At 64.7% G+C, this 26,911-nt stretch carries 23 protein-coding genes and 1 pseudogene; 2 read left to right on the top strand and 22 right to left on the bottom strand.

Annotated elements, in window-relative coordinates; all coding sequences use genetic code 11:
- Nucleotide 1: 1 nt before the first annotated feature.
- The 9 genes from SJI03_RS14610 to gspG are packed head-to-tail and all read right to left on the bottom strand — an operon-like array spanning nucleotide 2 to nucleotide 8,357.
- On the bottom strand, nucleotides 2-493 hold the full coding sequence (locus tag SJI03_RS14610; RefSeq protein ID WP_322427656.1) for a type II secretion system protein: 492 nt from the start codon (nucleotides 491-493) through the stop codon (nucleotides 2-4).
- Nucleotides 490-2,532, bottom strand: coding sequence for a secretin N-terminal domain-containing protein (locus SJI03_RS14605; protein ID WP_099378979.1), 2,043 nt, complete (start codon nucleotides 2,530-2,532; stop codon nucleotides 490-492). Before SJI03_RS14605 ends, SJI03_RS14610 begins: the two co-directional genes overlap by 4 nt.
- Nucleotides 2,532-3,062, bottom strand: a complete 531-nt coding sequence (locus SJI03_RS14600; RefSeq protein ID WP_322427655.1) for a hypothetical protein — start codon at nucleotides 3,060-3,062, stop codon at nucleotides 2,532-2,534. Before SJI03_RS14600 ends, SJI03_RS14605 begins: the two co-directional genes overlap by 1 nt.
- Nucleotides 3,059-3,622, bottom strand: coding sequence for a hypothetical protein (locus tag SJI03_RS14595; RefSeq protein WP_322427654.1), 564 nt, complete (start codon nucleotides 3,620-3,622; stop codon nucleotides 3,059-3,061). The genes SJI03_RS14600 and SJI03_RS14595 overlap by 4 nt, the downstream gene beginning before the upstream one ends.
- Complete coding sequence (locus SJI03_RS14590; RefSeq protein WP_322427653.1) at nucleotides 3,619-4,167, bottom strand: PilN domain-containing protein; 549 nt, start codon at nucleotides 4,165-4,167, stop codon at nucleotides 3,619-3,621. The genes SJI03_RS14595 and SJI03_RS14590 overlap by 4 nt, the downstream gene beginning before the upstream one ends.
- Nucleotides 4,164-4,982 carry a hypothetical protein gene (locus SJI03_RS14585; protein WP_322427652.1) on the bottom strand — a complete coding sequence of 273 codons (819 nt, stop codon included), beginning with the start codon at nucleotides 4,980-4,982 and terminating at the stop codon, nucleotides 4,164-4,166. The genes SJI03_RS14590 and SJI03_RS14585 overlap by 4 nt, the downstream gene beginning before the upstream one ends.
- Nucleotides 4,975-6,672: a GspE/PulE family protein gene (locus tag SJI03_RS14580; RefSeq protein ID WP_099379025.1), complete on the bottom strand. Its 1,698-nt coding sequence runs from the start codon at nucleotides 6,670-6,672 to the stop codon at nucleotides 4,975-4,977. Before SJI03_RS14580 ends, SJI03_RS14585 begins: the two co-directional genes overlap by 8 nt.
- Nucleotides 6,672-7,877, bottom strand: coding sequence for a type II secretion system F family protein (locus SJI03_RS14575; RefSeq protein WP_322427651.1), 1,206 nt, complete (start codon nucleotides 7,875-7,877; stop codon nucleotides 6,672-6,674). The genes SJI03_RS14580 and SJI03_RS14575 overlap by 1 nt, the downstream gene beginning before the upstream one ends.
- Before the next feature lie 36 nt (nucleotides 7,878-7,913).
- A complete protein-coding gene (gspG, locus tag SJI03_RS14570) occupies nucleotides 7,914-8,357 on the bottom strand; it encodes a type II secretion system major pseudopilin GspG (RefSeq protein ID WP_322427650.1) in 444 nt (147 codons plus the stop codon).
- A gap of 422 nt (nucleotides 8,358-8,779) precedes the next feature.
- On the opposite strand from gspG, the gene SJI03_RS14565 reads away from it, so the two are divergent.
- Nucleotides 8,780-9,145 (top strand): protease inhibitor I9 family protein, encoded by a 366-nt coding sequence (locus SJI03_RS14565; protein ID WP_322427649.1) that lies wholly within the window; start codon nucleotides 8,780-8,782, stop codon nucleotides 9,143-9,145.
- 6 nt (nucleotides 9,146-9,151) lie between these two features.
- Here the strand turns inward: SJI03_RS14565 and SJI03_RS14560 are convergent, their stop codons facing one another.
- The 5 genes from SJI03_RS14560 to SJI03_RS14540 form a co-directional block, all read right to left on the bottom strand.
- On the bottom strand, nucleotides 9,152-9,835 hold the full coding sequence (locus SJI03_RS14560; RefSeq protein WP_099378972.1) for a LuxR C-terminal-related transcriptional regulator: 684 nt from the start codon (nucleotides 9,833-9,835) through the stop codon (nucleotides 9,152-9,154).
- Nucleotides 9,835-10,557 carry a winged helix-turn-helix domain-containing protein gene (locus tag SJI03_RS14555; RefSeq protein ID WP_099378971.1) on the bottom strand — a complete coding sequence of 241 codons (723 nt, stop codon included), beginning with the start codon at nucleotides 10,555-10,557 and terminating at the stop codon, nucleotides 9,835-9,837. Before SJI03_RS14555 ends, SJI03_RS14560 begins: the two co-directional genes overlap by 1 nt.
- Before the next feature lie 120 nt (nucleotides 10,558-10,677).
- Nucleotides 10,678-11,334: an NF038129 family PEP-CTERM protein gene (locus SJI03_RS14550; RefSeq protein ID WP_322427647.1), complete on the bottom strand. Its 657-nt coding sequence runs from the start codon at nucleotides 11,332-11,334 to the stop codon at nucleotides 10,678-10,680.
- A 10-nt stretch (nucleotides 11,335-11,344) separates the two neighbouring features.
- Nucleotides 11,345-14,359: an ExeM/NucH family extracellular endonuclease gene (locus SJI03_RS14545; protein WP_322427646.1), complete on the bottom strand. Its 3,015-nt coding sequence runs from the start codon at nucleotides 14,357-14,359 to the stop codon at nucleotides 11,345-11,347.
- Between the two features lie 146 nt (nucleotides 14,360-14,505).
- A complete protein-coding gene (locus SJI03_RS14540; RefSeq protein WP_158301264.1) occupies nucleotides 14,506-14,778 on the bottom strand; it encodes a hypothetical protein in 273 nt (90 codons plus the stop codon).
- Between the two features lie 634 nt (nucleotides 14,779-15,412).
- Here SJI03_RS14540 and SJI03_RS28955 point away from each other — a divergent pair.
- Nucleotides 15,413-15,499: pseudogene (locus SJI03_RS28955) on the top strand (PEP-CTERM sorting domain-containing protein); the annotation flags it as partial.
- 66 nt (nucleotides 15,500-15,565) lie between these two features.
- On the opposite strand, the gene SJI03_RS14530 reads toward SJI03_RS28955, so the two are convergent.
- The 8 genes from SJI03_RS14530 to SJI03_RS14495 all read right to left on the bottom strand — a co-directional run bounded on the left by SJI03_RS14530 (nucleotide 15,566) and on the right by SJI03_RS14495 (nucleotide 26,859).
- Nucleotides 15,566-16,603 carry a TIGR03790 family protein gene (locus SJI03_RS14530; protein ID WP_322427644.1) on the bottom strand — a complete coding sequence of 346 codons (1,038 nt, stop codon included), beginning with the start codon at nucleotides 16,601-16,603 and terminating at the stop codon, nucleotides 15,566-15,568.
- A gap of 74 nt (nucleotides 16,604-16,677) precedes the next feature.
- Nucleotides 16,678-18,132 (bottom strand): mannose-1-phosphate guanylyltransferase/mannose-6-phosphate isomerase, encoded by a 1,455-nt coding sequence (locus tag SJI03_RS14525; protein WP_322427643.1) that lies wholly within the window; start codon nucleotides 18,130-18,132, stop codon nucleotides 16,678-16,680.
- Nucleotides 18,129-19,307 (bottom strand): NDP-sugar synthase, encoded by a 1,179-nt coding sequence (locus SJI03_RS14520; RefSeq protein ID WP_322427642.1) that lies wholly within the window; start codon nucleotides 19,305-19,307, stop codon nucleotides 18,129-18,131. Before SJI03_RS14520 ends, SJI03_RS14525 begins: the two co-directional genes overlap by 4 nt.
- 49 nt (nucleotides 19,308-19,356) lie before the next feature.
- Nucleotides 19,357-20,619: a glycosyltransferase family 4 protein gene (locus SJI03_RS14515; RefSeq protein WP_099378965.1), complete on the bottom strand. Its 1,263-nt coding sequence runs from the start codon at nucleotides 20,617-20,619 to the stop codon at nucleotides 19,357-19,359.
- Complete coding sequence (locus tag SJI03_RS14510; protein WP_099378964.1) at nucleotides 20,600-21,910, bottom strand: nucleotide sugar dehydrogenase; 1,311 nt, start codon at nucleotides 21,908-21,910, stop codon at nucleotides 20,600-20,602. The genes SJI03_RS14515 and SJI03_RS14510 overlap by 20 nt, the downstream gene beginning before the upstream one ends.
- Nucleotides 21,907-23,922: an alginate lyase family protein gene (locus tag SJI03_RS14505; protein WP_322427641.1), complete on the bottom strand. Its 2,016-nt coding sequence runs from the start codon at nucleotides 23,920-23,922 to the stop codon at nucleotides 21,907-21,909. Before SJI03_RS14505 ends, SJI03_RS14510 begins: the two co-directional genes overlap by 4 nt.
- A 7-nt stretch (nucleotides 23,923-23,929) precedes the next feature.
- Nucleotides 23,930-25,798 carry an asparagine synthase (glutamine-hydrolyzing) gene (asnB, locus tag SJI03_RS14500; RefSeq protein ID WP_322427640.1) on the bottom strand — a complete coding sequence of 623 codons (1,869 nt, stop codon included), beginning with the start codon at nucleotides 25,796-25,798 and terminating at the stop codon, nucleotides 23,930-23,932.
- Nucleotides 25,799-25,824: 26 nt separating this feature from the next.
- The gene (locus SJI03_RS14495; RefSeq protein WP_322427639.1) at nucleotides 25,825-26,859 is read right to left on the bottom strand and encodes a glycosyltransferase family 4 protein; all 1,035 of its coding nucleotides are present in this window, start codon (nucleotides 26,857-26,859) and stop codon (nucleotides 25,825-25,827) included.
- Nucleotides 26,860-26,911 lie beyond the last annotated feature (52 nt).

The following is a 26,911-nucleotide window of genomic DNA, read 5'->3' as shown; positions in this document are numbered from 1 at the left end:
TTCACCATACACGGTAAGGCACGTTGTTCAGGCCAGTCTTATTGGAAGTCGAGTACACATCGTACACGTCGTCGCCCTCGCGCGGTTCGGCCGCCTCGCTGGCGTAGCTGCGCTTGCCCCAAGTCTGCGCATCGCTCAGGCCCGCGTCCATATTGAACGGGTCGCGCGGCACGCGGCGCAGGAAAAACAGCTTGCTGCGCTTCGGGTTGCGCTGGTCAGGCACGCCCTCGACCAGCAGTTCCAGGCTTTTCGGATAGCCGCTGGCATCGGGTGCGCGCAGGACGCGGCCTTCGTCGCCGGCCCGCTTGTAGGCGTCGAGGCCCTGGCGGATCTCGCGCAGCGCGCGTCGCAATTCCTGCTCCTGGCGCCGCTGCACCGTCACCTGCGTGACGGGGATCACCAGGGTGGCCAGCACGCCCAGGATGGCCAGGGTCACCAGCAACTCGATCAAGGTGAAGCCGCCTTGCCCACCCTGCGCATGCGCCAGTCTCATTTGGCGGGAGGCGGCGCCACCGGCACCGGCTGGCTGGACGAGAACGGCAGGGGCGCCGCCTGCAGCGGCACGGGCTGGCCAGCCGATATCGGCAAGGGTGAGGCGGCCGGCTCGGGCGACGGCGCCACTTCCGGCGCCGGCACGCTCTGCGGCAAAGTTTGCGTCAGCGGTGCCGGCGGCGCGCCCGGCGCCATCATCTGCTGCGCCGGCGCCGGCTGCATGCCGACGGCCGACGGGCCGGAACGCACGATCACCGTGCCCGGCATCTGCGTGGACGCCTTGGCCGTCATGTCGGGACGGCGGCGGAAGCTGCCTTCCGTGCCGGCGGAAAACTCCGACTCCTTCGCTTCCGGGCGCTGCACCGTGCGTACCAGGTGCGGCGTGATCGACAGCACGATTTCCGTCTTCTGGCTATCGTCCTTGCTGCTGCCGAACAAACGTCCCAGCACGGGAATGTCGCCCAGGCCCGGCACCTTGTTGCCCGAGCTGCGCTCTTCATTGTTGATCAGGCCCGCCAGCACCTGGTTTTCGCCATCCTTCAATTGCAGCATGGTCGACGCCTGGCGCGTGCCGATCTGGTACAGGGTCGAGCCACTGCGGGTGGTGGTGGCCGCCCCCAGGTTGCTCACTTCGAGCGAGATGCGGATGCCCACCTCATTGTTCAAATAAATGGTCGGCTCGGCGTTCACCGTCAAGCCCACGTCCAGGTAGCTGATCGATTCGGAAGCGAAGCCGCCCGTGCCCGGCGAAATGGTGGTGGTCACCACAGGCACCCTGTCGCCGATGACGAACTTCGCCTTTTCCCGGTTGCGCACGCGAATGCGCGGGTTGGCCAGGATGTTCGCGTCGCCATCCGTCTTGTTGGCGTTTGCCGTCACGGCCAGGTTGCTCACGCCGATGCTGCGCTGGTTCAGGTTATTCAGGTCGTTGATGGTCAGCCCGATGCCGCCCGAGGTGGAAAGCGGCGTCAGGGTCAGGCTCGATGGCCAGGCCACGCCCAGTTCCATCAGGCGGCTGCGCTTGACTTCGAGGATTTCCAGTTCCAGCACGACCTCCGCCTCCGGCACGTCCTGCAGCGCGATCAGGCGCTCGGCCAGGCGGATCGCCTCGGGCGTGTCACGCACGATGACGAGGTTGAGTTTTTCATCGGCCACCACGTCGCGCGTCTTCAAAATGGTCTTGAGCGTGTTGGCCACCTGCTTGGCGTCCGCGTTCGCCAGGAAGAAGGTTTTTACCAGCACCTCCTGATACTCCTTCAATTTTGCCGCCACGTTCGGGTAGATCAGGATCGTGTTCGCATCCATCACCTGCTGTTCCAGCTGGTTCGTCACCAGCAGGAAGTACACGGCCGATTCCACCGTACTGTTTTTCAGGAAGATCGACGTTTTCGCATCCGCCTTGACGTCCTTGTCGAAGACGAAATTGAGACCGGAACGGCGCGCGATCAGCTCGAACACCTGCTTTAAGGGCGCGTCGCGGAACTCGATCGTGATCGGCTGCTTGTACGACTTGGCCAGGCCCGATTCGACGATGGGCGGCGCCGTCTTTTCATCGACTTCGCGCAGCAGCGCGCGCGCGCCGGCGTGGTTCGGCTGCTCCGTCAGGATGGCGTTCAGGCGCTGGCGCGCCGGGTCGTATTGTTTTGCATCAAACGCCGCGCGCGCTTCGGCCAGCAATTTCCCCTGGCGCTGCTCACGTTCGAGCGCGCGCAAGCCGCTGTTGGCGCGCTCGTTCTGCGCATCGATTTCCAGCACGCTCATGAAAGAAGCACGCGCCAGCTCGCCCTGCCCCGCCTGCGCCTGGCGCTCGGCCTGTTGCAAGCGGTTGCCGGTCGCCCGTTCGCGCGCCTGCAGGTAGGCGCTGCGGTATTGCGCGTTGCCGGGGTCTTGCTGCAGCGCTTCCTGCAGCTTTTGCAGGCCGGCCGGTATTTGATCTTGCGCAATCAGCTCGCGCCCGTCGCGGTAGGCTTGCTGCCCGGCGCAGCCGGACAGCAGCACCAGCAGTAGCGGCAGCAGCGCCGATGAAAAGGAACGAGGCATCACTCGGAAACTCCAATGTTGAGCTGCTGAACCTGGTTCAACGGCAGATAAGTGAGCGTCATGACGGGCGGTGCGATCGTCACGACCTTGTAGGCGCCATCGATGACGGTATGGGCGCGCACGATATACGTCTTGTCGGCGCGCGACAAAAAGACTTCCCAGGCGCCGTCGGCGGCCGCCTTGCCCAGGTAGACGAACGGCAGCGGCGGCGCCATCGGCGGGGGCGGCGGGGGCGCGGCCGTCACCGCCATTTTCGGCGGCGGCGGATTCCAGTTCTGGCTCTGGAAGACACCGCCAGCGCCATCGGCGCCGCCAAAGGTCTCGCCCTCCTCGCCCGCCACTTCGCTGCGCGGCAGCAGGGCCAGGATGGCCGGCTGCGCGGCCGGCGGCTTGACTGCCGCATGGCGCGCGGGCGCGACGGCCCGCTCGACCGCTTCGGCCACCTCGGCCACGGGCTGGCGCTCGCCCCACAGCAGCAAGGCACCCGCGCCCAGCACGCCGGCCAGCATGAGACTATGACGTGGCGTCACGGCGCTTCTCCCGCGCTGTCAGCTAAATAAAACGTCAGGCGCAAGCGCGCTTCGAGTTGCGGATCGGCGATCTGCTCGCGGCGGAAACTCAGTTCGTCGAGCGAAGCAAAGGGAGCCGCGCGCAGCGCTTGCAGCGCGAACTGCCACACGGCCGCATAACTGCCCTTCAGCGGCAAGGTCACCTGATAGCTGGCAACCCTGCTGGCCTTGTCGTAGCCGCTCTTGTATTCGCCTTGCGCCAGCAGCAAGCCATTTTTCGCGGCCAGGTCGAACAGTTGCTTGACCTGCTGCTCCGCGTGGCGCTGCTGTCCCAGGGCAGCATAAAAGCGCGCCAGGTTCTCGCTGGCTGTCGCCGGCGGCGCCGCGATGGCGACGGCCAGCGCTGGCTGCGGCAAGGGCCGCGCTTCCAGCTGCGCCGCCACGGCGCGCTGCTGCCAGGCCCACGCCCAGGCTGCCACGCCCAGCGAGAACAGGACCATGGCCAGGCAGGCGGGCGCCCCCAGGCGGCGCAACAGCAGTTGCGCGCGCAGGCGCACGATTGCGAGGTCGATGGCCATCATGGCGTGCCCCAGCGCGCTTCGAGCTGGAAGCGCAAGGGTTTGTTCGGATCAAGCGCATTGATTTCATGGCGCAGCAGCTGCACGCGCGTGCCGAACAGCTCCTGCTGCTTCAATTGCGCGATGTAGGCCACCATGGCATCGCTACTGGTCGTCTCGGCCGTGATCTTCAGCACGCGCTTGCGCGCATCCGGTTCCAGCGCCAGCAGCGCGACACCGGGCGGCGTGGCGCTGGCCAGCGCATCCTGCAGGTCGCGCCACGGCAGATTCAGTTGCAGGATGGCCGCATTCACGGCTGCCGCCTGCGCCGGTGCGATCGGTGTTTGCGGTGCGCTCACCGGTCCCTGCGTGGCGGCCAGCACGCGCTGCTGCGCCAGCCGCCAATGCGCCTCGCTTGCCTGCTGGCGCTGCAGCGCTGCGCTGCCGCTGTACGCCGCCGTGACGGCCAGCGCCACGCCCAGCGCCCCCGTGATCCACGCCCAGACGGGAACGCGGTGCAGGCTGCGGCGCCAGTTGGGTGGCGCAAAATCGATATCGAGGCGCGTCATGCCACGCCTCCGCTACGGGCCAGCCGGGCAGCCGGTGACAAGGCGCCTTCCCCGTCCGGCGTGGAGAAAATCTGGCAGTGGAACGCTTGCGCCGGCGCCAGCCAGCCCGCTGGCGCCGCGCCGCACAGCTGCAGTAGCGCCGGCGCGGGCACGCCTTGCAGCAGCGCCTCGCGCGCCAGCGCCTGCAGCAGCCAATCCTGGCCCGCGCCCTGCGGCACGGGAAGTGCGCGCACGGCGCGCAAATACCCATCGTGCCGCACGCCCAGGGTCAGGACGCTCTCCTGCAACTGGCCAAACCAGGCGCCCGGCTTCAACGCGCCGTGCCAGCGATTCCAGTGGCGCGCGAATTGCGGCGTGATGAAAATCAGGGCCAGCTTGCGTGCGGCCGCCACGCGCGCCAGCTGCGCCAGCAGCGCGCGGGGCACGGCGCAGAAAAACGGCGCACGAGCATCCCAGGCGCTGCTGCTGTGCCACAGACCCGGCGCCTCGCCATACAGCGACTGGAAGCGCAGCGCGGCGGCCGCCTCGATATCGGCCAGGCGCGCGGCGCCTTGCGGCATATCAACCTGCCACAGGCGCGCCAATCCATCGCCGAGCACCACGGACAGGGGCCAGCCCGCGTATTCATCCACCGGCAGCAGCTGGTCCAACGCCTGGCCCAGGGCGGCAAAGTCGCCGTGCAGCGTGACGTCCGGCACGTACACGGCTTCGCCCAGCGGCGTCCAGGCGGGCGCGCGCCAGCGGCTGCTGCGCCACAGGCTCACCTTGCCCGCCGCCACGCCCAGGCGCAAACCTTGTCCATAAGCTCTACGCATGCAGGGTGACCCTCTTGATTTCCGTGATGGTGGTGGCGCCCCGCTTGACCAGTTCCAGCGCCGCCAGACGCAGGCTGCGCGTGCCGTTCGCGTACGCGGCCGCCTTGATCTGGCGGATCGGCTTTTTATCGACGATCAGTTCGCGGATTTCATCGGTCAGCACGAGGATTTCGGCGATCGAGCGGCGTCCCTTGTAGCCCGTGCCGCGGCAGTCGCCGCAACCCTTGCCCTGCTTGAATTGATACGTATCAACGTCGGCGCGCGCCAGGCCCACGCTGGCCAGCTCACTGTCGTCGGGCGTGTACTCCGTGGCGCAATGGGGGCAGTTGGTGCGGATCAGCCGCTGCGCCCAGATGCCGTTCAGGGCCGAGACGAACGCATACGGGTCGATGCCCATGTGGGTAAACCGGCCGAACACGTCGAAGACGTTATTCGCATGCACGGTGGTGAGCACCAGGTGACCGGTAAGGGCCGATTGCACGGCGATTTCCGCCGTCTCGCGGTCGCGGATCTCGCCCACCATGATCTTGTCGGGGTCGTGGCGCAGAATCGAGCGCAAGCCCTTGGCGAAGGTCAGTCCCTTCTTTTCATTCACGGGAATCTGCAGAATGCCGGGCAGCTGGTATTCGACGGGGTCTTCGATGGTGATGATCTTTTCGCGTCCGTTATGGATTTCCGTCAGCGCCGCATACAGGGTCGTCGTCTTGCCCGAGCCCGTGGGGCCCGTGACGAGCAGCATGCCGTAGGCTTCCTGCGCCAGCGCGCGCAGGGCTTCCAGCGATGGCGCGTCAAAGCCCAGTGCTTCCAGGGTCAGCGCGCCGTAGGCCTCGATCATGGCGCGCTTGTCGAGGATGCGGATGACGGCGTCTTCGCCATGGATGCTGGGCATGATGGAGACGCGCAAATCGATTTCGCGCCCGCCCGATTCGACGCGGAAGCTGCCGTCCTGCGGCACGCGGCGCTCGGCGATATCGAGTTCGGCCAGCACTTTCAGGCGCGAGATGATGTGTTCGGCCACTTCGATGCCGTTGACGGACGTGGCGTGATCGAGCACGCCGTCGACCCGGTACTTGACGGCCAGGCCGCCGGCCGTGCTTTCCAGGTGGATGTCGGAGGCGCCCGCCTTCAGCGCGTCATACAAGGTCGAGTTGACCAGCTTCACGGCGGGGCTGGCCGCTTCCGACACGCTGGCGAACGACAGCACGGCGGCCGTCTTGCCGTCGCGCCGCGCGTCCGTGGCGGCGCCGGGCAGCAGGCTGTCGACGGCGCGCGCCGATTCTTCCTGCTTCGACAGGTAGGCGCCGATGTCGGCCTGCAGCGCCAGACGGATGTTCAAGGCGCCCTGCCCCGCGCGCGCATTCAGCCAGGTTTGCAGGTCGAGGTCGAACGGGTCGGCGATCACGCCCACCAGTTGGCCGTCGGCGGCGCGCAGCAGCACGCTGTGGCGCGCCAGCGCCTGCGACAGGGGCAGCACGTCGAAGGCGGGGGACAGCGCCAGCATGTCGGCCGTTTCCAGCACGTCCAGGCCGAACGGGCGCGCCAGTGCGCGCACCACGGCGCGCGCCTCGATGCCGCTCAGCTGCTGCAATTCCTCGACCAGGCTGCGCTTCGATTGGCGGCTCAGGATGCGCGCGCGCTGCAGCAGCGCAGGGTCGATGGCCACGCTGGCGACGGTGGATTCGGTTTGCATCATGAAATATCGCCGGCAAGGTCAAAGATGGGCATGTACAGCAGGATCACGATGGCGCCCACGACCAGGCCGATGGCGGCCATCAGCAGCGGCTCGAACGTGCGCGTAAAACGGTCGATCCAGCGGCTGATTTCGCCGTCATAAAAAGCGGCCGACTGCGTCAGCATGGGGCCCATGTCGCCCGTGCGCTCGCCCACGCGCAGCATGCGCAGGGAAATGGGCGTCGTCAGTCGATGCTGTTCAAACGCGGACGACAGGGGCTGGCCCGCCTCGATGGCGCCGCGCGCATTCTGCAACGACGCCTGCATGCCCGGTGAGACCATCGCTTGCACGGTGGCAATCGCCTGCACGATGGTGATGCCGCCCTCGGCCAGCATGCCCAGGGTCAGGTACAGGCGCGACAGTTCATAGATGCGCACGCGCTCGCCGATGCCGGGCAGTTTCGCCAGCAGGCGCGCCACGCCGCCATGGAGCAGCACGCGCCGCACGGCCGTGAACACCATGCCGCCGACCAGCGCCAGCCCGAGCAACAGCAGCACGCCGTGTTCGGTGACGAACTGGCCCCAGCTGAGCATCACTTGCGACATCCACGGCAGGTTGCGGCCGGCGCCCTGGTAGACCTCGGCGAAGCGGGGCACCACATAGCTGATCAGGAAGGCGCTGACGCCGCCGCCCACGGCCAGCAGGATGGCGGGATAGATGGCGGCGCTGACGATTTTACTGCGCACCGTATCGATGCGCTGCTGGTAGTCGATGTAGCGCGACAAGGCGCGCGGCAAGTCGCTCGTGCCTTCGGCCGCCTTGACGATGCCGATGTACAAGGGCGGAAACAGCTCCGCTTGCTCGCCCAGCACGGCGGAAAAGCGCTTGCCTTCGCGCAAGCCTTCCAGCAGGCGCGTGAGCACGCTGCGCGTGGCCGGCGACGCTTCCTTTTCCAGCAAGGCTTCCAGCCCTTCGACGATGCCCAGGCCCGCGTTCAGCAGCGCCAGCAACTCCTGGCTGAACAGCAGCAGGGGCAGGGCCCGCGCACGCTGGCGTCCGGCCGCGCTGAACGGCGTGGCCCGCACAGGGCGGATGGCGCTGACGAACAGACCGCGCGCCTCGGCCTGGCGGCGCGCGTCGGCTTCGTCGCGGCCGTCGATCACGCACGTATGCAAGGTAGCAACTGCCTGGTCCGTGGAAAGCGCGCGTACTTCGAACTGCATGATGGCTTGTCCGTAGGAAAAAGAATGGCGCTGGCGCTATTGCGAGCTGATGTCGGCGTTCTCGCCGCCGCCGCCCGGCTGGCCATCCTTGCCCATCGAGACGATGTCATACTCGCCCTTGCTGCCGGGCGCGCGGTATTGATAGGCATGGCCCCACGGGTCGAGCGGCACGGCCTTTTTCAGGTAGGGACCATTCCAGCGCGTGCCAGCGGCGGGCGGCGCGACCAGCAGCGCGGCCAGGCCTTCTTCCGTGGTCGGGTAGCGCCCCACGTCGAGCCGGTAGGTATCGAGCGATTTTTCAAACGCCTCGATCTGCGCCTTGGCCACCGTTACTTCGGACTTGCCCAATTGGGCGAAATATTTGGGGCCGACATATGCCGCCAGCAAGCCGATGATCACGATGACGACCAACAGTTCGAGCAAGGTAAAGCCGCGCGCATGGCGCGTTGCCGCAAGGTTCTGCCTGTGTGCTGCATGCATCCGGTAACTCCTTCTTGCCTACCTTCAATACATTGCCGCCATGTGCGCCGCGGATGGCCGCGCACAGGCGGCGCGCGCCTGCCTGATGCCTAAGTAACCCCCAATAAATTATTGTAATTTCTGACTTCCATAACCGGCGCTAGGCGGCGTTGCTCACTGCTAGCAGTGCTCGCACTGCGTCGCAGCGAGCGCCTTGCATAGCATCCGGTTCTGTTCGTCATAAATTCACACTAATTTCCCGAGGCTTACTTAGCAGGCTACCATGCCGCTTATGGTTAATACAATCTTTTGTTTGTACTGAAAACAACAAAATTCCGGGGGAAACCATCGCGTTTTCCCTGACGCAAGTCGCGCGCCACCCGCCTTGCGACCGGCGTACAATCGGCGCACGAGCGGCCATGCGGCCTGCCTTGGGAGCTTGCATGTCTGCAATCCGTTTCAGCCTTGCCATCCTGGCCGCCGCCAGCGTACTGCCGGCCGGCGCAGCGGCGGCGCAGCGCCATCTGTATATTGTGCAACTGAGCATGCAACTGCCCACACCGCCTGACGCGGCCCAGCGGAAGGCGCAGCGGGAAGCCGGCCGGCGCGCCGTGCTGTCGCTGGTGCCCGACGCCACGGTGCAATACCAATATACGGCCGTGCTGAACGGCTTTGCCGCCCTGCTGACGCCGGACGAAGTCACGCGCCTGCGCGCCAGCCCGCTCGTGGCGCGCGTGGCGCCCGGCACCGAGGATCAGTTCAACGATGGCGGCACGCACACAACCGCCGCACCCCGGCCGCAGCGCTAAGCGGCTTCAGGCGGCCAGCAGGCGCAGCGCGATGCCGCGCGACACGGCTTGCGTGCGATTGCTCACACCCAATAATTTGTAGATGCGCTGCAAATGGCTTTTCACGGTCCCGCCGCTGATGCCGAGAATTTGCCCCACCTCCTCATTGCTCTTGCCGATGCTGACCCAGTGCAACACTTCCAGCTCGCGCGCACTGGCCGCGCGCGCCGCGCCGGTGGGCGCTGCCTGCGCTCCGTCCGGCAGCGCCAGCCAATGGATATGCAGGTAGGGCAGCAGCAATTCCAGCACATACGCCTGGCGCGCCGGGTCAGGCCGGGAGGCGCAGGAGGCGCAAAACAGGGCAAAAAAACTGCCGGCGCCCGCAGCCGCGCTGCCATGCACGAGGACTCCATCGAGGATGGCCACGCGCCGCCCGCCTGCGCGCCAGGCTTGCGCCAGCCGCGCCACCTGTCCCTTGCGCGGGTCGCTGAGCGCCCGCACCTCGGCCTCGGCCAGCACCGCGCTATGCCAGGCCGCGCTGCGCACCACGCCGCCATCGGCGCCCAGCTGCGCGCAGACGAGCACGGCATGCGGCAGCAGCGCCTGCAGCGGCCCCTGGCTCCACAAAAAGAAATCGCCGGGCACGGCGATGCCATGCGCGCCGAGTATGGCGTGCAGCAGGTATTCCTGTTCCCGCCCCGTCAGCAGCATCAGGCGCGCACGGCGGTGTCAAAGGCGTCAAGCGCCAGGTAGCGATAGCCGCTGCCGCGCACGGTTTCGATGCGGTGGCCGCAGCCGCCCGGCTGCAAGGCTTGCCGCAAGCGTCCCACGTGGGCGTCGACCGTGCGTTCGTCGAGATACGCGGCATGGCCCCACACCTGGTCCAGCAGCTGCGCGCGGCTATGCACCCTGCCCGGATGGTGCATGAAGAAATGCAGCAACTTGAATTCCACGCGGCCCAGATTGACGGGCACCTTGCCGGCCGTCACGCGCCGGGTGTGCGGATCGAGGCGCAAGGCGGTGGCGCTGGCCGTGCTTGCGCCTGCACGCAAGGCCGCAGGCGCGCGCCGGCGCAGCAGCGCATGCACGCGGGCCAACATTTCGCGGGGGCCGACAGGCTTGCACAGATAATCGTCGGCGCCGCTGTCCAGCGCCAGCACCTTGTCCTGTTCGCTGTCGCGCGCGCTGAGCATGATGATGGGCAAGTCGCACAGCACGCCATCCTGGCGTACCTGGCGCAGCAGCGCGATGCCGGACGCATCCGGCAATTCCCATTCCAGCAACAGCACGTCGGGCGGGTCAATTGCCAGCAGCGCCAGCGCGCCACGCGCATCCACGGCGCAACTGACCCGGTAGCCGGCGCCCGCCAGGTTATGCGCCAGCAGCGCTTGCATGGCGGGCGCCGGGTCCAGCACCAGGATATGGCCAGGCATCGATGCATCTCCCGAAAAAAGTTGGCGGCAGTCCATGAAAAACTAGACTACCCGACAAGTTTTTTACTATGCATCAAGCGTAAAACGGTGACCAATACAATTTAGTTTCCTGATTTATAGCTATTTCAAATAAATAGACGATGGGCGTGTGGCGGATTGACGGCGGCGCAGGGCAAAACCGATCAGCGCCAGGCCGCCCGTCAACATCATCCATTCCGACGCTTCCGGCACGGCCGAGATCGTCGCGATGCTGGCGTAGCTGCTGCCCGTAATGCCGGCGGGCAAGCCGCCGTTCAGCGGCGTCAGTTCGAATTGCACGAGGTTGCCATTTGCGTTGCCCAGGTAAGTGGTGCCGGTGTAGTCGAGCAAGCCTACGCCAAACGTCGTGCCCGCGTTGCCGGCCGTGTTCAGGAAATCACCGCCGAAGACGACGTTGAAACCGAACTTGCCGCCCAGGGTCACGTTGTGAAACCAGTCGTTGTAAGCGCCGCTGTTTCCAAAGGTCAAGGTACCGGGCACGCTGCCGCTGACATTGCCTTCCAGCGATTCCAGCGCGCCGAACGCGCCCGAAAAATTGCTGAGCACGGCGCTGGCGCCGGGCGCGGGGCTGTTACCGGCAATAAAGGCGAAATCGAGGAAGCCGGCGCCCGAAAACTGGCTCGTGTCGATTTCCACGCGATAGCCGAGCGGATCCGCCAGTGCCACGCTGGAGCTGGCAGCCAGCATGGCGGCCAGCACGGCGCGGCGCAGGGTCAGATTAAGTGTCGTTGTCAGCATGATGGTGTCCTTAGAAGTTGCCGGCGAAAATGCTGGCCGAGTAGGTGATCGTCACTTTCGACGGATTGATGAAACTGACGGCAAACGAGGCCGTCGCGCCCGGCACCAAGCCGGCCGCGTTGACGGTGACGTAGGCGGCGCCCGTATGGCTGCCCGTGGCATTCGCCAGGGTCACGCCAGCCGGCAAGCCGCCGAACACCACCTGGAACGGACCGTTCAAGGCGCTCGTGCCCGTGTTGGTAAACGAGAACGTGCCCGTGTATTTTTGCGTCGCGCGGCTGTACGTGAGGCCCGAGCTGGTTGTCGCCACGCCGGCCGTGATGTCGCGGTAGGCCGGTTGCAAGTCCAGGCTGATGACGACGGGATCGTGGTCCGAGGCGCGGTAGGGCATGCCGTCGTACAAGTCTTGCGGCTTGGCCGAGTCGATGTTGTAGTCGATCACTTCCGGCTCGTCCGCATTCACATGCCATTCGGCCACGCCGGCCACTTGCGGGCTCAACGAGGCGCTGGCCAGTGCATGGTCGAGGTAGCCGCTCTGGCCGCCGAATACGTACGAATACGGCATGCCGGACGGCCGCACGAAACGTTCGAGTTCGTTGACGAAGCCGACGCCCGTGATGACCTGGATCGGGTCTTCCGCACCATATGAGTTCAAGTCCCCGATGACCAGCACGTCCGCGTCGCCGGCAGCGGCCGCCACCTGCGGCACGAAGCTGCCCACCAGGCGCTGTGCTTGCTGCACGCGGGTGGCGTTCCAGCAACTCTGGCTATCGTTCTGGTCCGCATCCAGCCCGCTCGAGGGGCAGCTGCCCTTCGATTTCAGGTGATTGACGATCAGCGAGAATTTCTCGCCATTGCTTGCAAGAAAAGTTTGCGCCATCGGTGGCCGGTTGTTGATGGCGTTGGCGTCCGACAAGGCGCCGCCCACCAGGCCCAGCTTGCCTGGCTTGTAGATCATGGCCACGCGGATGGCGTCCGTGCCCGTGGCGGCCGGTTTCGGCACGACGGCATACGTGACGCCGCCGATGGCAGCGTTCAACTGTTCGACCAGGTAAGTGACGGCTATTTCGCCATTGTTCTGGATTTCCATCAAGCCCACCACGTCCGCATCGATAGCCTTGAGCTCGGCGACGATCTTGTCGCGCTGGCGCTCGAACTCGGCCAGGTTATCGGCGCCGCGGCAATTGCTCTTGGTGGTCGATGCGCCCACGGTACAGCCCTGCCCCGTCTGGCCAAAAATATTGTTGCCATTCGTAAAGGTCGTGAAGAAATTCAACACATTCGCGCTGGCCACCTTGACGTTGCCGGATGGCAGTTCCGGACTGCCCGTGCGCGGATTGTCGCGCGAGAATTGCGGCGTTTGCGTCGGCTGCAATTTGTAGGCGGCGCCGCCACCGCCGATGGCACCGAAATCCACCACGCCCGTCAGGTCGGCCACCGTATCGCCGCTGCGCACGGTGTTGTCCTGGCCAAGATACGGAATGCTGGGCGGCGTGACGAAGATGCCATCATCGAGCACAATCAGGTTGTTCGCATTGGCGGCGATCAAGGCTTGCGCCTCGGCGGAGCCAGCCGGATGGCGATTGGTCGGCACTTCGCGCCGGCCCGCCGACAGGGTCAGCTCGCCGCGCGCACCCAGGTAGGCGTTTTGCGACACGGTCAACGGTTGCGTGAAGCGCACCAGCATGCCTTCCACGGCGGCCAGCTTATCGTTCGGTAAGGTTACATTCGTCGGCACGATGCCGTGGCCCGCGCTTTGCGTGAGGATGGCCGTCACGTCCTTGAATTCCGTATAGGAATTTTTCGCGCCCGAGGGCGTGTATTCGACCACCGTGCCCGTCACGCGCACCAGTTCGCCCGGCTGCACGGTGGTGGCCGTCGCGCCCGTGTATACAAAGATACCGTCCGACGTCGATGGGTCGCCATCGCCGGCCGCGTCCTGCATGAAGAAGCCCGTGCCCACTTTCAAGGTCACCACGCCTTCCGTCGTTTGCACGGAATTGGTGTAGGGGCTGGTGGCGCCCGCGCCCTGGATTTGCGGAATCGTGTGGCTGACGGCGGCCAGGCCTTGCACGGCGACATCGATCTTGCACGACGCCGTCTGCTGCTGGTCATTGCTGAAATTCACGATGACGGGATAATTGCCCACCGGCACGCCAGCGGCCACCAGCAGGCTGACCATGGCGCTCTCGCCCGCCACGCCGGCCGCGCTGAAGTTGCCCAGGCTGATGCCGGCCACGGCGGGCGAGCTCAAGATAGCGGCATTCACGACGCCATCCACGTCGGACGCGCGCAGCACGGCGCTGCCGCCATTGCCCACGGCCAGGGCCAGGCTGGCGGGGCAGCTGGTGACGATCTGGTGCACGATAGGGCCGCCGCACACATTCAGTGGCGAAGCCGTATTGCGCGGCGTCACGCTGCCGGTGGCAAAATCCACGCTGTTATCGTCCGTGTCGCCGCAGCCGCCATTCGCGCGCAGGATAGACAAGGTATTCGAGGGCGCTTGTGCCACGGCCCCTTCAAAGCCGTTGGCCGTGCCGAAGCCGACCAGGTCGATGACGGCCGCACCCGTGGGGCTGGCGCCCGTTTGCGCCGTCTTGTTATTACTCAACAGTACCTTGCCTGCCGTGCCGGACATGGCCAGGCTGCCCGTGGCGTCCGGCGCGGGCAAGTCTTGCGTGCCGCCCGTACCCTTGGCTTGCTGGACCAGCAAATACTGGCCAGCTTGCAAATCGATAGCCGGCAAGGCCGTCACGGACCAGCTCGTGCCAGCGGCGGATGCGTATTGCACGCTCCAGTTGCTCAGGTTGACGGGACTTGCGCCACGGTTGAACAGCTCGATGAAATCGTTGCGGTACACGGCGCCCGTGTTGCCGCCGCCCCCATACACCTGGCTGATGACGACGTCGGAGGCGGCCAGGGCTGGCAGGGACAGGCTGGCCAGCACGGCGGCCATGACCGTCAGGCGCAAGGGTTTACGCAGGGACAAGGGCGAAACGGACGAGGCGGCAAGGTGGGAAGTCATGGTTTTCCTGGTCAGTAAAATGACAACGAACTTATGATTTGCATACGAATGTACATACTAAACAGGCTGCATGACGAGTTGATGACATTTCATTAAGCTGAACGGAGTAACGCGCAGCCAGGATGCACGCTCGCGGCCGCATGCCATCAGTATCCATTCAACAACGCCATGCCTTGCAAAGCAATCCCGGCCGTTACACGGCCGCACAATATGATATAATTCAAACAAATAAGTTTAGTTCCTGATAAGAAATTGAACGGCAACACCAGACCCAGTAGTGCAGGCCCCATCCATGCCTGACCTTGAAACGCACTCCCCACCTTGCTCGCAACAGTAGCCTGGACGGGAGCGGCAACAATCGCATGTGGACACACGCGCCGAGCGGCGCACCCTTCCATGCTTTTTGAGAGATCGATCATGCCAACACCAATTTTCACGCCAGCCTCTTCCCGTCCCTTGCTGCTGGCCGCAGCCTTGATGCTCTTCGGCGCCAGCGCCCAGGCACAAACGGCCGCGCCTGCGCAAAAGAATGAAAAGAATTGCCAGGCCAGCACGCAATCGGCGAATGGCAATACGAAAGATGCCAACCTGGACGGCACCTACAGCGCTTGCAGCCTGGCCAATGGCTTCATCGGCTCCGGCACGCGCACCAACGACGGCTCGAACAAGACGCCGGAATTTGACGGCATCGTGTCCGACCAGGAATTCCGCAATTCCTCATCGGCCGAGAATAATCACCGCCTGGCCGCGCGCCAGTTGCCTGACGGTGCCGGTGCCGGCGAACCGCGCAAGGTGCTGGCCAGCGGCGACCGCGACTTCCGTTTTGCCACGCGCGACTTCGTGGCCGCCGAAGAAAACCGTCCTTTCGATGACGCAGCCGGCTACCGTGGCCCGGGCCGTTCGTATCTGGGCCGCAGCGGTGACACCCAGGCACCATTGATCGTTTCGTCGTCGCTGGGTGAAAACTTGCCTACAGGCAGTAACAGTGTCGGCGGCGGCGGTTCGGGTGGCGGCTTCACGGGCGGCAGCATCATCCCCGTGACGCCGGAAATCCCGGCCGTGCCGGAACCGGAAACCTACGCCATGCTGCTGGCCGGACTGGGCCTCGTCGCCCTGGCGCGCCGCCGCAAGAGCAAATAACGTTGCACATTGCAGCATAAAAAAAGGCCCGCAAGGGCCTTTTTTATTATCTGGAAGAATCAGGTTTCAACGCCGGAAGCCCGCATACGGGGCGGCCAGCGGGTCGCCGATGAACAGGCCCTGGGCCGGCCACAGCACGCTGCCCCAGTACGCTTCCAGCGCCGTGCTGCCGGACAGGTAGCGGCGCAGCAGCACGGTCGGATTGGGAAACTTCTGCCAATAGCTGCACGGTTCGCTGACGGTGCCATAGCTGGCCGTCGCGCCCGCCTCCAGCCAGCGCTGGCTGCTCATCTGGCTACTGCCCTGCAAGTCGCCGCCAAACGAGGTCAGGTGGTCGGCCAGGGCGCCGGGCAGGAAACGCAGGGTTTCCAGCTTGGGCACCTTGGCCAGCCCCGTCTGGTACACCATGATGTCTTGCGCCCCTTCCAGGCTGTCCGCCTTGAGGTTCTTGACGGTCAGCTTGCGCTGGCGCACGACACCGGCGGGTGGAAAGAAACCGGCCCGGCTGTTGCGCGCCGCGTCGCTGGTGGTCAGGTAATACGCGCTGGCGGCCGGCACGGAAAAGCCGCTGACGGCGCCCCGGTCCACCACGGCCTTGGCCTCTTCCACGAAATCGATGGGCAGCAGCATCGACAAACGCAAGCCCAGCTGCGTGTAAGGCTGCGCCACCTCGCTGTTGAAATACGCGCTGGGCTTGCCGGGATCGCACGTCTTCGCGCATTGATCCGCGTCATAGCCAAGTGTGAATGCGGCCGTGATGGCATTGCATTCGACGGCATACGGCGCGCTCCACACCATCAGCACGGCCTGGATTTCGGGTTTCAGCTGCGCATTGATGCGTTCCTTCAACTGCGCGAACTGATCGATGCTGAGCTTGCGGGGGCGGTTGGGAATGTTGACGTGCGCCACATTGGCGGCCGGAATGCCGTGCGCCTTGCGGTAGTACTCGCCCACTTCGATACTGTTGGGCTCGGCATCGTTGATGACGATGGCCAGCTGCGACGCCTGCAATCCGGGCGGCGCGACCGCAGCGGCAGGGGCGGCAGGTGCATCGGCATGGGCGGCGGCGGCCAGCGCCAGCGAAAGACAAAGGAAGTTGCGCAAGGGTCGGTGCACCGGTAAGGGAGGAATCGGAGGCAGGCGGCCAGGGGCGCGGCTGCCCTCCGATTATAGCGCCATCAGGCGCGCTGGTAGACATCCTCCAGGCGCACGATGTCGTCTTCGCCCAGATAGCTGCCCGACTGCACTTCGATCAGGTGCAAGGGCAGCTTGCCCGGATTTTCCAGCCGGTGCGTCATGCCGATGGGAATGTACGTCGATTCGTTTTCCGTGAGTAAAGTCACCTTCTCGCCGCAGGTGACTTGCGCCGTGCCGCTGACGACCACCCAGTGTTCGGCGCGGTGATGGTGCATCTGCAGCGACAGCTTGCCGCCCGGATTGACCGTGATGCGCTTGACCTGGAAGCGCTCGCCGATATCGATGCCTTCATAACTGCCCCACGGGCGGTACACCTTGCGGTGCTGCACGTGTTCGCTGCGTCCCGCCTGCTTCAAGTGATCGACCACCTGTTTCACGCGCTGCACCTGGTCCTTGTGCGCGATCAATACCGCATCGTCCGTTTCCACCACAATCAAGTCCTGCACGCCCAGCACGGCCACCATGCGGCGCTCGGCGCGCACCAGGCAATTGCGCACGCCATCGAGATACACGTCGCCACGCACCACGTTGCCATTGGCATCGCCTTGCTGCACTTCCCACAGGGCCGACCAGGAACCGACATCGCTCCAGCCGATGGCCGCCGGCAGCACTACCGCATGCGCCGTATGCTCCATCACGGCATAGTCGATCGAATCGGAGGGACAGGCGGCGAAAGCCTGCTCTTCCAGGCGGCAGAAATCGAGGTCGCGATAGCCGTCGCGCACGGCCGTTTCGCAGGCGGCCAGCATGGCGGGCTGGAATTGCCCCAGCTCGCCCAGATAGCGTTCGGCGCGGAACATGAACATGCCGCTGTTCCAGAAATAATTACCGGCGGCAAGGAACGACTGCGCCGTGGCCAGGTCCGGCTTTTCCACGAAACGCTCGACCTTGCAGCCCACGGCGCCCGGATTCACGGGCGCGCCGCTGCGGATGTAGCCATAGCCCGTTTCCGGCGCCGTCGGCACGACGCCGAAGGTGGCCAGCGCGCCATCGGCCGCCAACAGCGCCGCCTCGGCGATGGCCTGGTGGAACGCGGCCACGTCGGTGATGACATGGTCGGCCGGCAAGACCAGCATCAGCGCCTGCGGGTCGATGGCCAGCAGGTATTGTGCGGCCACGGCCACGGCCGGCGCCGTATTGCGCCCCACGGGTTCGAGCAAAATGCCCAGCGGCGGCAAGCCGATCTCGCGCAGTTGCTCGGCCACCATGAAGCGGTGCTCATTGCCGCACACCACCAGCGGCGGCATGACGTCGAAACCGGCCAGTCCGCTATCGCCGGCACGGCGGTTCGGCAGGCTGGTCACGCGCAGCGCCGTTTCCTGCAACATGGTCTTGTCCGTTACCAGCGGCAACAGTTGCTTGGGCAACACGGCGCGCGACAGCGGCCATAAACGGGTGCCCGAACCGCCGGACAGGATGACTGGGTAAATTTTCATGGCTTCATTTCAAAAACAGTATATTGGGCAGCATACAGGGCCGGCGGCGTTTCGTCGCGCCGCAGGCTGCGCCGGTCGCGCGCATTGCCCCAGGCATCTTTTTCATAGTCGGAGACATGGCGCATCTGGCCAGCACGGTCGACACTATAATCCTTGAAGACGATCATTTCATCAAGCACCACGCCAGGCAGCACGCGCGTGTACTCGAACAGCACGCTGCGCACCACTTCGGCGCCGCCGCAGACATGGCTGCCATGGCCGATCCAGGCCGGCCCGATAATGGTCGTGCCCGCCTCGATGCGGCAGCCCGAGCCGATGTAGACGGGGCCTTCGATGCGCGTGCCGCCGCTCCAGTCGATGCTGGTGTTCAGGCCGGCCCAGACGCCATCGGCGATCTGGGTGCCAGGCACATGCAAATGAGCAACATTTCCCAGCAACACACTTTGCAGCACTTCCCAGTAATCCTTGATGCTGCCGATATCGATCCAGTTGTACTGGCGCTTTTGCGCATAGAAGGGCAAGCCTTGCGCGACCAGCAAGGGAAACAGTTCCGAACCGATATCGAAGGGCTGGCCAGCGGGAATCAGGTCCAGCACGGCCGGCTCGATAATATAGATACCGGTGCTGACGCAATTGGACAGCGCATCGGCCTGCGCCGGCTTTTCCTGGAAGGCGCGGATGCGCCCGTCGTCGTCGCTGACCACCACGCCATAGCTCGACACCTTGTCCCACGGCACTTCCAGGGTGATGACGGACGCCAGCGCGCCCTTGCTGCGGTGTTCGCGCAGGGCCGCTTCCAGGTCGAGGTCGATCAAGGCGTCGCCGCACAGCACGATCGTCGTGTCGTCGAAAAAGCCGCCGAACTCCTGGATCTTCTTCATGCCGCCAGCCGAGCCGAGCGGCTGCGGCACGACCTCGCTCGCATCGTTCGTATAGCCTTCGAAGGAATAGCCGATGCGCACGCCGAACTGGTGGCCTTCGCCGAAATACTCCTCGATCTTTTCATGCAGGTAGCTGACGTTGACCATGATGTCGGTCACGCCATGCTGCGCCAGGTGTTCCACCAGGTAAGCCATCACGGGCTTGCCCAGGATGGGAATCATGGGCTTGGGCAAATCATAGGTCAGGGGCTGCACGCGCGTGCCCTTGCCTGCTGCCAGTATCATTGCTTTCATCGTCACACTGCTCCATCAGGGTTGAGGATGGCTGGCCAGGCGGCGCACTTCAGCGGCCATCCTTGCTCAAGGTCACGGAAGCGGCGGGCGCGGCGGCGGGAAACAGGCGCGCATACGCGGCAAGCAGCTTCGGTGCTTCATATTCCCACTCCAGCTCGTTGATCACGCGATGGCGGCCAAACGCGCCCATCTGCTCGCGGCGGGCCGGGTCGTCCAGCAATTCGACGATCTTGCGCGCCATGTCGATGGGATCGTTCTTCAATGCATACAACGATGCCTGCTGCGCGGAAACTTTGCCCTCGACCAGATCAAACTGCACGATCGGTTTGCCCAGCGCCATGTATTCCATGATCTTGTTCATGGTCGACTTGTCGTTCATGTCGTTGGCCACGTCAGGATTCACGCACACGTCGGACGTGTTGAGCATTTCCAGCAATTGCTGGTCCGGCACGCGCCCCGTAAACGTCACGTAGTCGGCGATGCCCAGGTCCTGCGCCATCTGCTTCATCTGTTCCAGCGAGGTGCCGCCGCCCACCAGGCCGAAGTGCACATCCTCGCGCTTCAGGGTTTGCACGATGTATTGCGCCGCCTGCAGCAGCAGATCGATGCCTTCCTGCGCCCCCATCACGCCCACGTAGCCAACCAGGTAAGCGCGACCCTTCTTGAGTTCCGGCACGGGCGGCAGCACGCGCAAACGGTCCAGCTTGGGCCCGCTGCGCACCACGTAGACATCCTCGGGCTTCATGCCGCCCCGCTCGATGGCGATCTTCTTGTACGACTCGTTGGTGGCGATCGACACGTCGGCGCTCTGGAACGACCAGCGCTCGAACAGCACCATCAGTTTATAAAAGAAATCGCGCCGGCCGAACTTGGCTTCGTACAGCTCCGGATTGATGTCATGGTGGTCGAACAGGAAACGCTTGCCCATCGTCAACTTGAAGAAGCCGCCGATGAGAAACAGCAGGTCCGGCGGATTGCAGGCGTGGATGACATCGAAGCCGCGCGCGAAATGCACTTTCCACGCCAGGCGGAAGGTGTGGAACAGCGCCAGCGAATATTCCACCAGGTAACCCTTGGCCCCTTCCGCTTCCAGCGGCAGGTTGTAGCGGTAGATATGGATGCCGTCGATGGCTTCGTAGCGCGACTCGTAGCCCTTGCCCGTCGGGCAGATGATCGACACTTCATAACCGTTCGCATGCAGGGTAGTCGCTTCCTGCCACACGCGCCGGTCGAACGGCGACGGCAGGTTTTCCACCAGGATCAGCACGCGCCGCGGCTGCCCTGCCACGGTGTTACCAGCAGATGCCGTCATATTGCTCTCCACTTTGTTCTTTGCTGATGCGCACCAGGTCGACGATGTGCTGGTGCGGCTGTAGGCTGCCTGGCACGCTCTTGAATTCGGCCGCGCCGTTGCCGATGACGATGGTGTCGGCAAAATCGAGCACGTCCTGCATGTTGTCCACCATCAACTTGGAAATGTGCGGGATCATGTTCAGGATGTAATCCTGGTTGGCGCCCGTCAAGGCGGCCAGGTTGACATTCTTGTCGTACAGTTTCAATTCATAGCCCTTGCCCAGCAGATACTCGATGACATCGACCAGCGGCGACTCGCGCAAGTCATCCGTGCCGGCCTTAAACGAGAAGCCCAGGATGCCCACCTTGCGCGCGCCCTTGTCGACGATCATCTTGATGCCTTTTTCCACTTGCTTCTGGTTCGATGGCAGGATGGAATTGAGCAAAGGCAAATCGAGGTCCAGGCTGCGCGCCTTGTAGGTCAGCGCGCGCACGTCTTTCGGCAGGCACGAGCCGCCGAAGGCAAAGCCCGGCTTCATGTAGTAAGGCGACAGGTTCAGCTTGGTGTCCTGGCAGAAAATCTCCATCACCGTGTGGCCATCGATGCCGACGGCCTTGCAGATATTGCCGATTTCATTGGCGAACGCCACCTTGACGGCGTGCCAGGTATTGTCCGTGTACTTGACCATCTCGGCCGTCTCGACATCCGTGCGCACCAGCGGCGCATCCATCTTTTCATACAGCTGCACCAGCAGCGCGCCCGCTTTTTCATCGGATTCGCCGATCACCGTCTTCGGCGGATTGTAGTAATCGTAGACGGCCGTGCCTTCGCGCAGGAATTCCGGGTTGTTGCACACGCCGAAATCGACGCCGGCCACCTTGCCCGAGGCCGCTTCCAGGGTCGGGATGACGAGCGAGCGCATGGAGCCGGGCAGCATGGTCGAGCGCGCCACGACGACGTGGAAGCTGTCCTTTTCACGGATGGCGGCGCCGATTTCCTGGCACACCTTGCGCACGTGGCTCAGATCCAGGTTGCCATTGAGCTGCGAAGGCGTGCCCACGCAGATGAGCGACATGTCCGAGCCGAAGACGGCGTCGCGCACATCGAAGGTGGCGCGCAAGTGGCCGCTTTTCACGGTGGCGGCGATCATTTCGCCGATGTCTTTTTCAATGATGGGCGTGGTGCCCTGGTTGATCAGCTCCACCTTGGTCCTGTTCGGATCGACGCCGATGACTTCGTGTCCATCCGTTGCCAGGCAGCCAGCCGAGACGGCCCCCACATAACCCAAACCAAATATGCTAATTTTCATGTTTTCCTCGTATTTTCTGACAGATCAGGGGTAGCCAAACTCAGGTGAAACTCCGTGCGCAAGGTGGCCGCGCCTTGCAGCCGCCCGCGCCAGACCAACACAGGCGCAGCCTGTTTTTCATCGAAACGGTGCGAAATCCAGCCCAGCGGCGGATGCTCGCTGCCGCACACCAGTTGCACGGAAGCCTCCGGCAACCGTGGCATATGCATCTCCAGCGCGAAGGCGTCGCCTGACACGTGCAACACCTGGCCGTCCAGCCGCACACTGCAGCGCGGATCGAAGTGCCAGAACAGCTCCACCTCGTGCGCGCCCTGGCATTCGAGCACATCGTCGACGACGATCCGTGCGGCGCCAGGCGCCACGCGCACGTCGCGCCGGTGCAGCACGGCATCTTTCAAACCCAGATAGCCGTCATGGCTGGCGCTCCAGAATTGCCCATCGGCATCGTCACGCCACGCCAGGCATTGCGCGCTGGCCTTGCGCAGCCACAGGAAGTTGCCGCCCGACTCGGACTGGTCGCGCCCATCGATGCGCACGGTATTGTGCGCGCTGGTGCCGCGGAAATAATCGCGCCACTGCTTTTGCGTATGGTAGGCGTACGTGCCCGGATCGACCAGCACCATCTGGCCCGCCACGGACAGGGTCAGCGCCAGCGCATCGGCGTGGCCATGCGCGGCAATGCCCAGGTAGCCCAGCGGGCCGGCATCGGCAATCAGGCGCACTTCATCGGACGTGCCGAAGCCGGCGCCCATCACGTAATAGCCCCCATCGGGGAAGGCGCGCGGCAAGGTATCGGGCGCGGCGTCGGGCAAGGCGTCAAACGCCTGGCTCCCCGCCTCGCCCAGCAGCCAGGCGCTTTTCTCGTCGAAAGTGCGCGCCTTGGCCTTGAAGTCGGCGCGTCCGAACAGGGCCGCGCCGCTGGCCAGCAGCGAGGTGTAGGGATTGGCGTCCGCTGCCTTGTCCCAGTGCGCCAGCAGCGCGTCGTCGGCGTCGCCGATCATCGGCACCTCGCCCGCCACATTCGTCATGGCGGCCAGAAATTCCAGCATGGCTTCCAGGCGCCGCAAAAAAGCGTCCGAGCGGGGCCGGCCATTCGCGCGGCCCGCCAGCACGCACAGCAGCATTTCGTCGGCCACCGTGTGCTGATAATAAATGGCTTGCTCGCGGTTCACGCCATCCGGACCGTTTTGTTTGAGCGCCTGCGCTTCCAGTTCGCGTTCCGTCTGCGCCAGCCAGCCGGCGCTTTCCGGCCAGCACGGCCATGTGAGCGCGGCGATATGCAAGCCCGTCAATTCGCCAAACAGGTGGTTGTTGGCCGACGAGTGGCGCGAAAAGTGTCCCGCGATGAAGTGGCAATGCTGGTAGATGCTGTCTAGCCAGCGCTGCAGGAACGCCTGCCCTTGCGCGCCCTCAAACAGGGGGCTGTTGATGCCACCGAGCAAGTGCCACGCATGCGACCAGCTGACCAGGCGCAAGGCCAGTTCCAGCGCGCTGCTCCAGTTCGGTCCCAGTGGATACGGACACTGTTGCCACCACGATTCCAGCAAGGCTTGCGCCCCGTGCGCATGGCGCAAGTCGCCGCCGAGGCGGTACGCCATCGCCAGGTCGGCCACGGCCAGGTGGCGGTTCGGTTCCCACAGGCATTTGATGTCGCCCACCACGGTTTCATCGCGGTAATTGAGCGTCTTGCCAAAATCCAGCGGCACCACGGTGCCCGTCTTCGGATCGCGGTTCCATTGCGGCGGGAAACCCAGCTCCGTATCGCGCAGGGCGAACACATCGAAGCGGCCCGCCAGAATGCGTTCCGCTGCCGCCAGGTGCGGCGCCACATCGATGGGCATGCCCAGCCATGGCGCGCCGAAACGCTGGCGCGCGGCGGGCGGCGGCACAGGCGCCAGGCCATAGCCGCGCGCCTGCAGCCGTTGCTGCACGGCATCACGCACGCGGTGCGCCACCTCGGGCGCCCCCATGGCGCGCAAGCGGTTCAGTTTCCAGGACAAGTTGCTCAGCATGGACGTCTCACAGATACTGGCGGTGCCAGATTTCCAGGGTGAGCAAACTCCACAGCAGCTTCTCGTGGTTTTGCCGCCCGGCCACGTGCTCGGCCAGCACTTGCTGCAGGGCTTGCGCATGGTAATAGTGGCGCGTGCGCGACTCGGCGCCCGTCAGGTGGTCGTACAAGTAATCCTTCATGGGGCCACGGAACCATTCGTTGACGGGCACGCGGAAGCCCACTTTCGGCCGTTCCAGGATGGCTTGCGGCAGCAGTTGCTTCATGGCTTCGCGCAAGATCCACTTGGTGGTGCGGCCGCGCACGCGGTACTCGTCCGGCAGGCTCGACACATACGCGGCCAGTTCGTGGTCCATGAAGGGCATGCGCGCTTCCAGCGAGGCGGCCATGGTCATGCGGTCGCCCCGTTCGAGCAGGTTGTCGGGCAGCCAGCTCAGTTGATCGAAGCACAGGATGCGGCGCAAGGCGCTGTTGCCGGCACTGCCGCAGCCCAGCGATGGATCGCGCTGGCGCGACGGCGCCGGCATGGCCACCAGGCGCGAGCGTTCCTGGTCGGACATCATGCCGAACCAGCGCGGCATGCGCTCGTCGAACGCTTCCAGCCCCAGGTTGACGATGGCCGTCTTTGCGCGGCGGAAACGGTAGGGCAAGGCGCCGACAGCCGGTTCGATCAAGCCGTGGCGCAGCAAGCCCGGCAGCATCTGGTAATAGCCCGCATAGCGCTCGTAGACGTGCTTGGGGTAGCCGCCGAGGATTTCATCGGAGCCTTCGCCCGTCAAGACCATCTTGACCGTCTTGCGCGATTCTTTCGCCAGCAGGTAGATGGGAATATCGGACGGTTCGGCCACGGGGGCATCGCGGAAGCGCACGAGGTCGGGCAGCAAGGCGATGACCTGGTCGACGGACACTTCCAGTTCATGGTGTTCCGTGGAAAATTGCCGCGCGATATCGGCCGCATACGCCAGCTCGCTGAAGCCGCCCTCCTTGAAACCGACGGAAAACGTTTTCACGGGCACGCCCGCATGGCGCGACATCAGCGCCACAACGGCCGACGAATCGATGCCGCCGGACAGGAAGGCACCGAAAGGCACGTCGGAAATCATGCGGATGCGCACCGATTCATCGAGCTTGCCGAGGAAGGTGGCGACGGGGTCGGCCGGCAGCGGGGCCGCCAGGCGGGGCCGGCTGTCGGGCGGCGTGTAATACACGCGCTCGCGCAGCACGCCGTTTTCCCACGTGGCCGTGGAACCGGGCGCCAGCTTGCGGATGCCCTGGAACAAGGTGGCCGGGCCCGGCACGTAGCGGTAGGCGAAATAATCCCAGATGGCGGCCTCATCCGCTTGCGGCGCCACGTCCGGCAAGGACAGCAACGCCTTGATTTCCGAGCCGAAAGCCAGTTTCCCCTCGTGCTGCCACAGGAACAGGGGTTTCTTGCCGAACGGGTCGCGCGCCATGAACAGGCGGTCGTTGCGCGCATCCCAGATGGCAAACGCAAACATGCCGCGGAAATGCTGCACGCACTCTTCACCCCATTGCACGTAGGCATGCACGATGGTTTCCGTGTCCGATGCCGTGCGGAAATGGTGGCCCAGCGCGATCAGCTCGTCACGCAGGGGCTGGAAATTGTAGATTTCGCCATTGAAGATGATTTGCACGTCACCCGTCTCATTGCCCAGCGGCTGGTGGCCCGTGGCGATGTCGATGATGGACAGGCGGCGGTGCAGCAAGCCCACCTGCCAGGCGCCGTCGGCCGTGGCCGCCTGGAGCACGCCCGTGTCATCGGGGCCGCGGTGGGCGATGGTGCGCCCCATGGCGTCGAGCGCGGCCGGCAGGCCGGCAACGGACGAGGGAAAGATCAAACCGGCAATACCGCACATATAGGCTCGCTTAAAAAAGAGTTCGGCTAGACTGCCGGCGGCGCCAGCAAGGCGCGGTAGACGCGGCGGAAATCCTGCGCCAGGCGCTCGACCGTATAGGCGCTTTCGATGCGCTCGCGGCATGCTTGCCCCATGCGCTGCAACAGGGCGCGGTCGCCGTCGAGGCGCACGATGGCGTCCGCCAGCGCTTGTGGCTTGCGCGGCGGCAAGAACACGCCATGCACGCCATCCTGCATCACGTCGGCAATCGCGCCCACGGGGCACACCAGGACGGGCGTGCGCGCGGCCATGCTTTCGAGCAGCGCATACGGCAAGCCTTCCTGGTGCAAGGTGGGAAAACCGAACAGGTCGGCCTGGCGCCACACGGCTTCCTTTTCAGCGCCAAAGACGGGGCCGAGAAAGCGCACCGCCTCCTGCAAACCGAGTCCGGCGACGCGCTCGCGCAGCGCCGCTTCGAGGGGGCCGCTGCCGGCCAGTGCCAGCGTTGCCTGCACGCCAGCGGCGCGCGCCAGGCGCAGCGCTTCGAGCAAGTCGAACAGGCCCTTGCTTTCCGCCAGGCGCCCCACGTACACGAGTGACAGCGGACGCTGCGGCAAGAGCGGCCTGTCGCCGGGGTCGCTGCCCGCATCGATGGCATTGGGTATCACGTCGAGCGCCAGCGCGGGATCGAAGTCGCGATAGCCCTGCAATTCGCATTGCGCCAGCAGCACCACCACATCGGCCGCGCGCAGCACGCGCCGCAGCAGGCCCGTCAGCAATGGCTTGCCGTTAAAAAACACCTGTGGCAATGCGCCGCCATGCACCTGGTACACGACGCGCTTGCCCATGGCCTTGGCCAGCAGCAGATAGACGATATCGCGCCAATAGCTGCGCCACTCCATCGACGTGTTGATATGCACGATCTGCGGGCGCTGCTGGCGCACGGCCTGCACGAACTGCACGGGGCTCCAGGCAAAACGCAGCAGCTTGTGCAGACGCGACTCGTTGCGCCCTTCGCTGCCCACCTGGAAGTGCACGAGCTTGTAGTCTTGCGACAAAGAACTGTGAAATAGTTGATTCAAATGGGTGGTTACCCCGCTCACCGCAGTCAGTGCAGGTCCTAGCAGCATTATC

The sequence above is a fragment of the Janthinobacterium sp. GMG1 genome (assembly GCF_034427795.1).
GTDB lineage: Bacteria > Pseudomonadota > Gammaproteobacteria > Burkholderiales > Burkholderiaceae_D > Janthinobacterium.
This window is presented reverse-complemented; position numbering and strand designations above follow the sequence as displayed.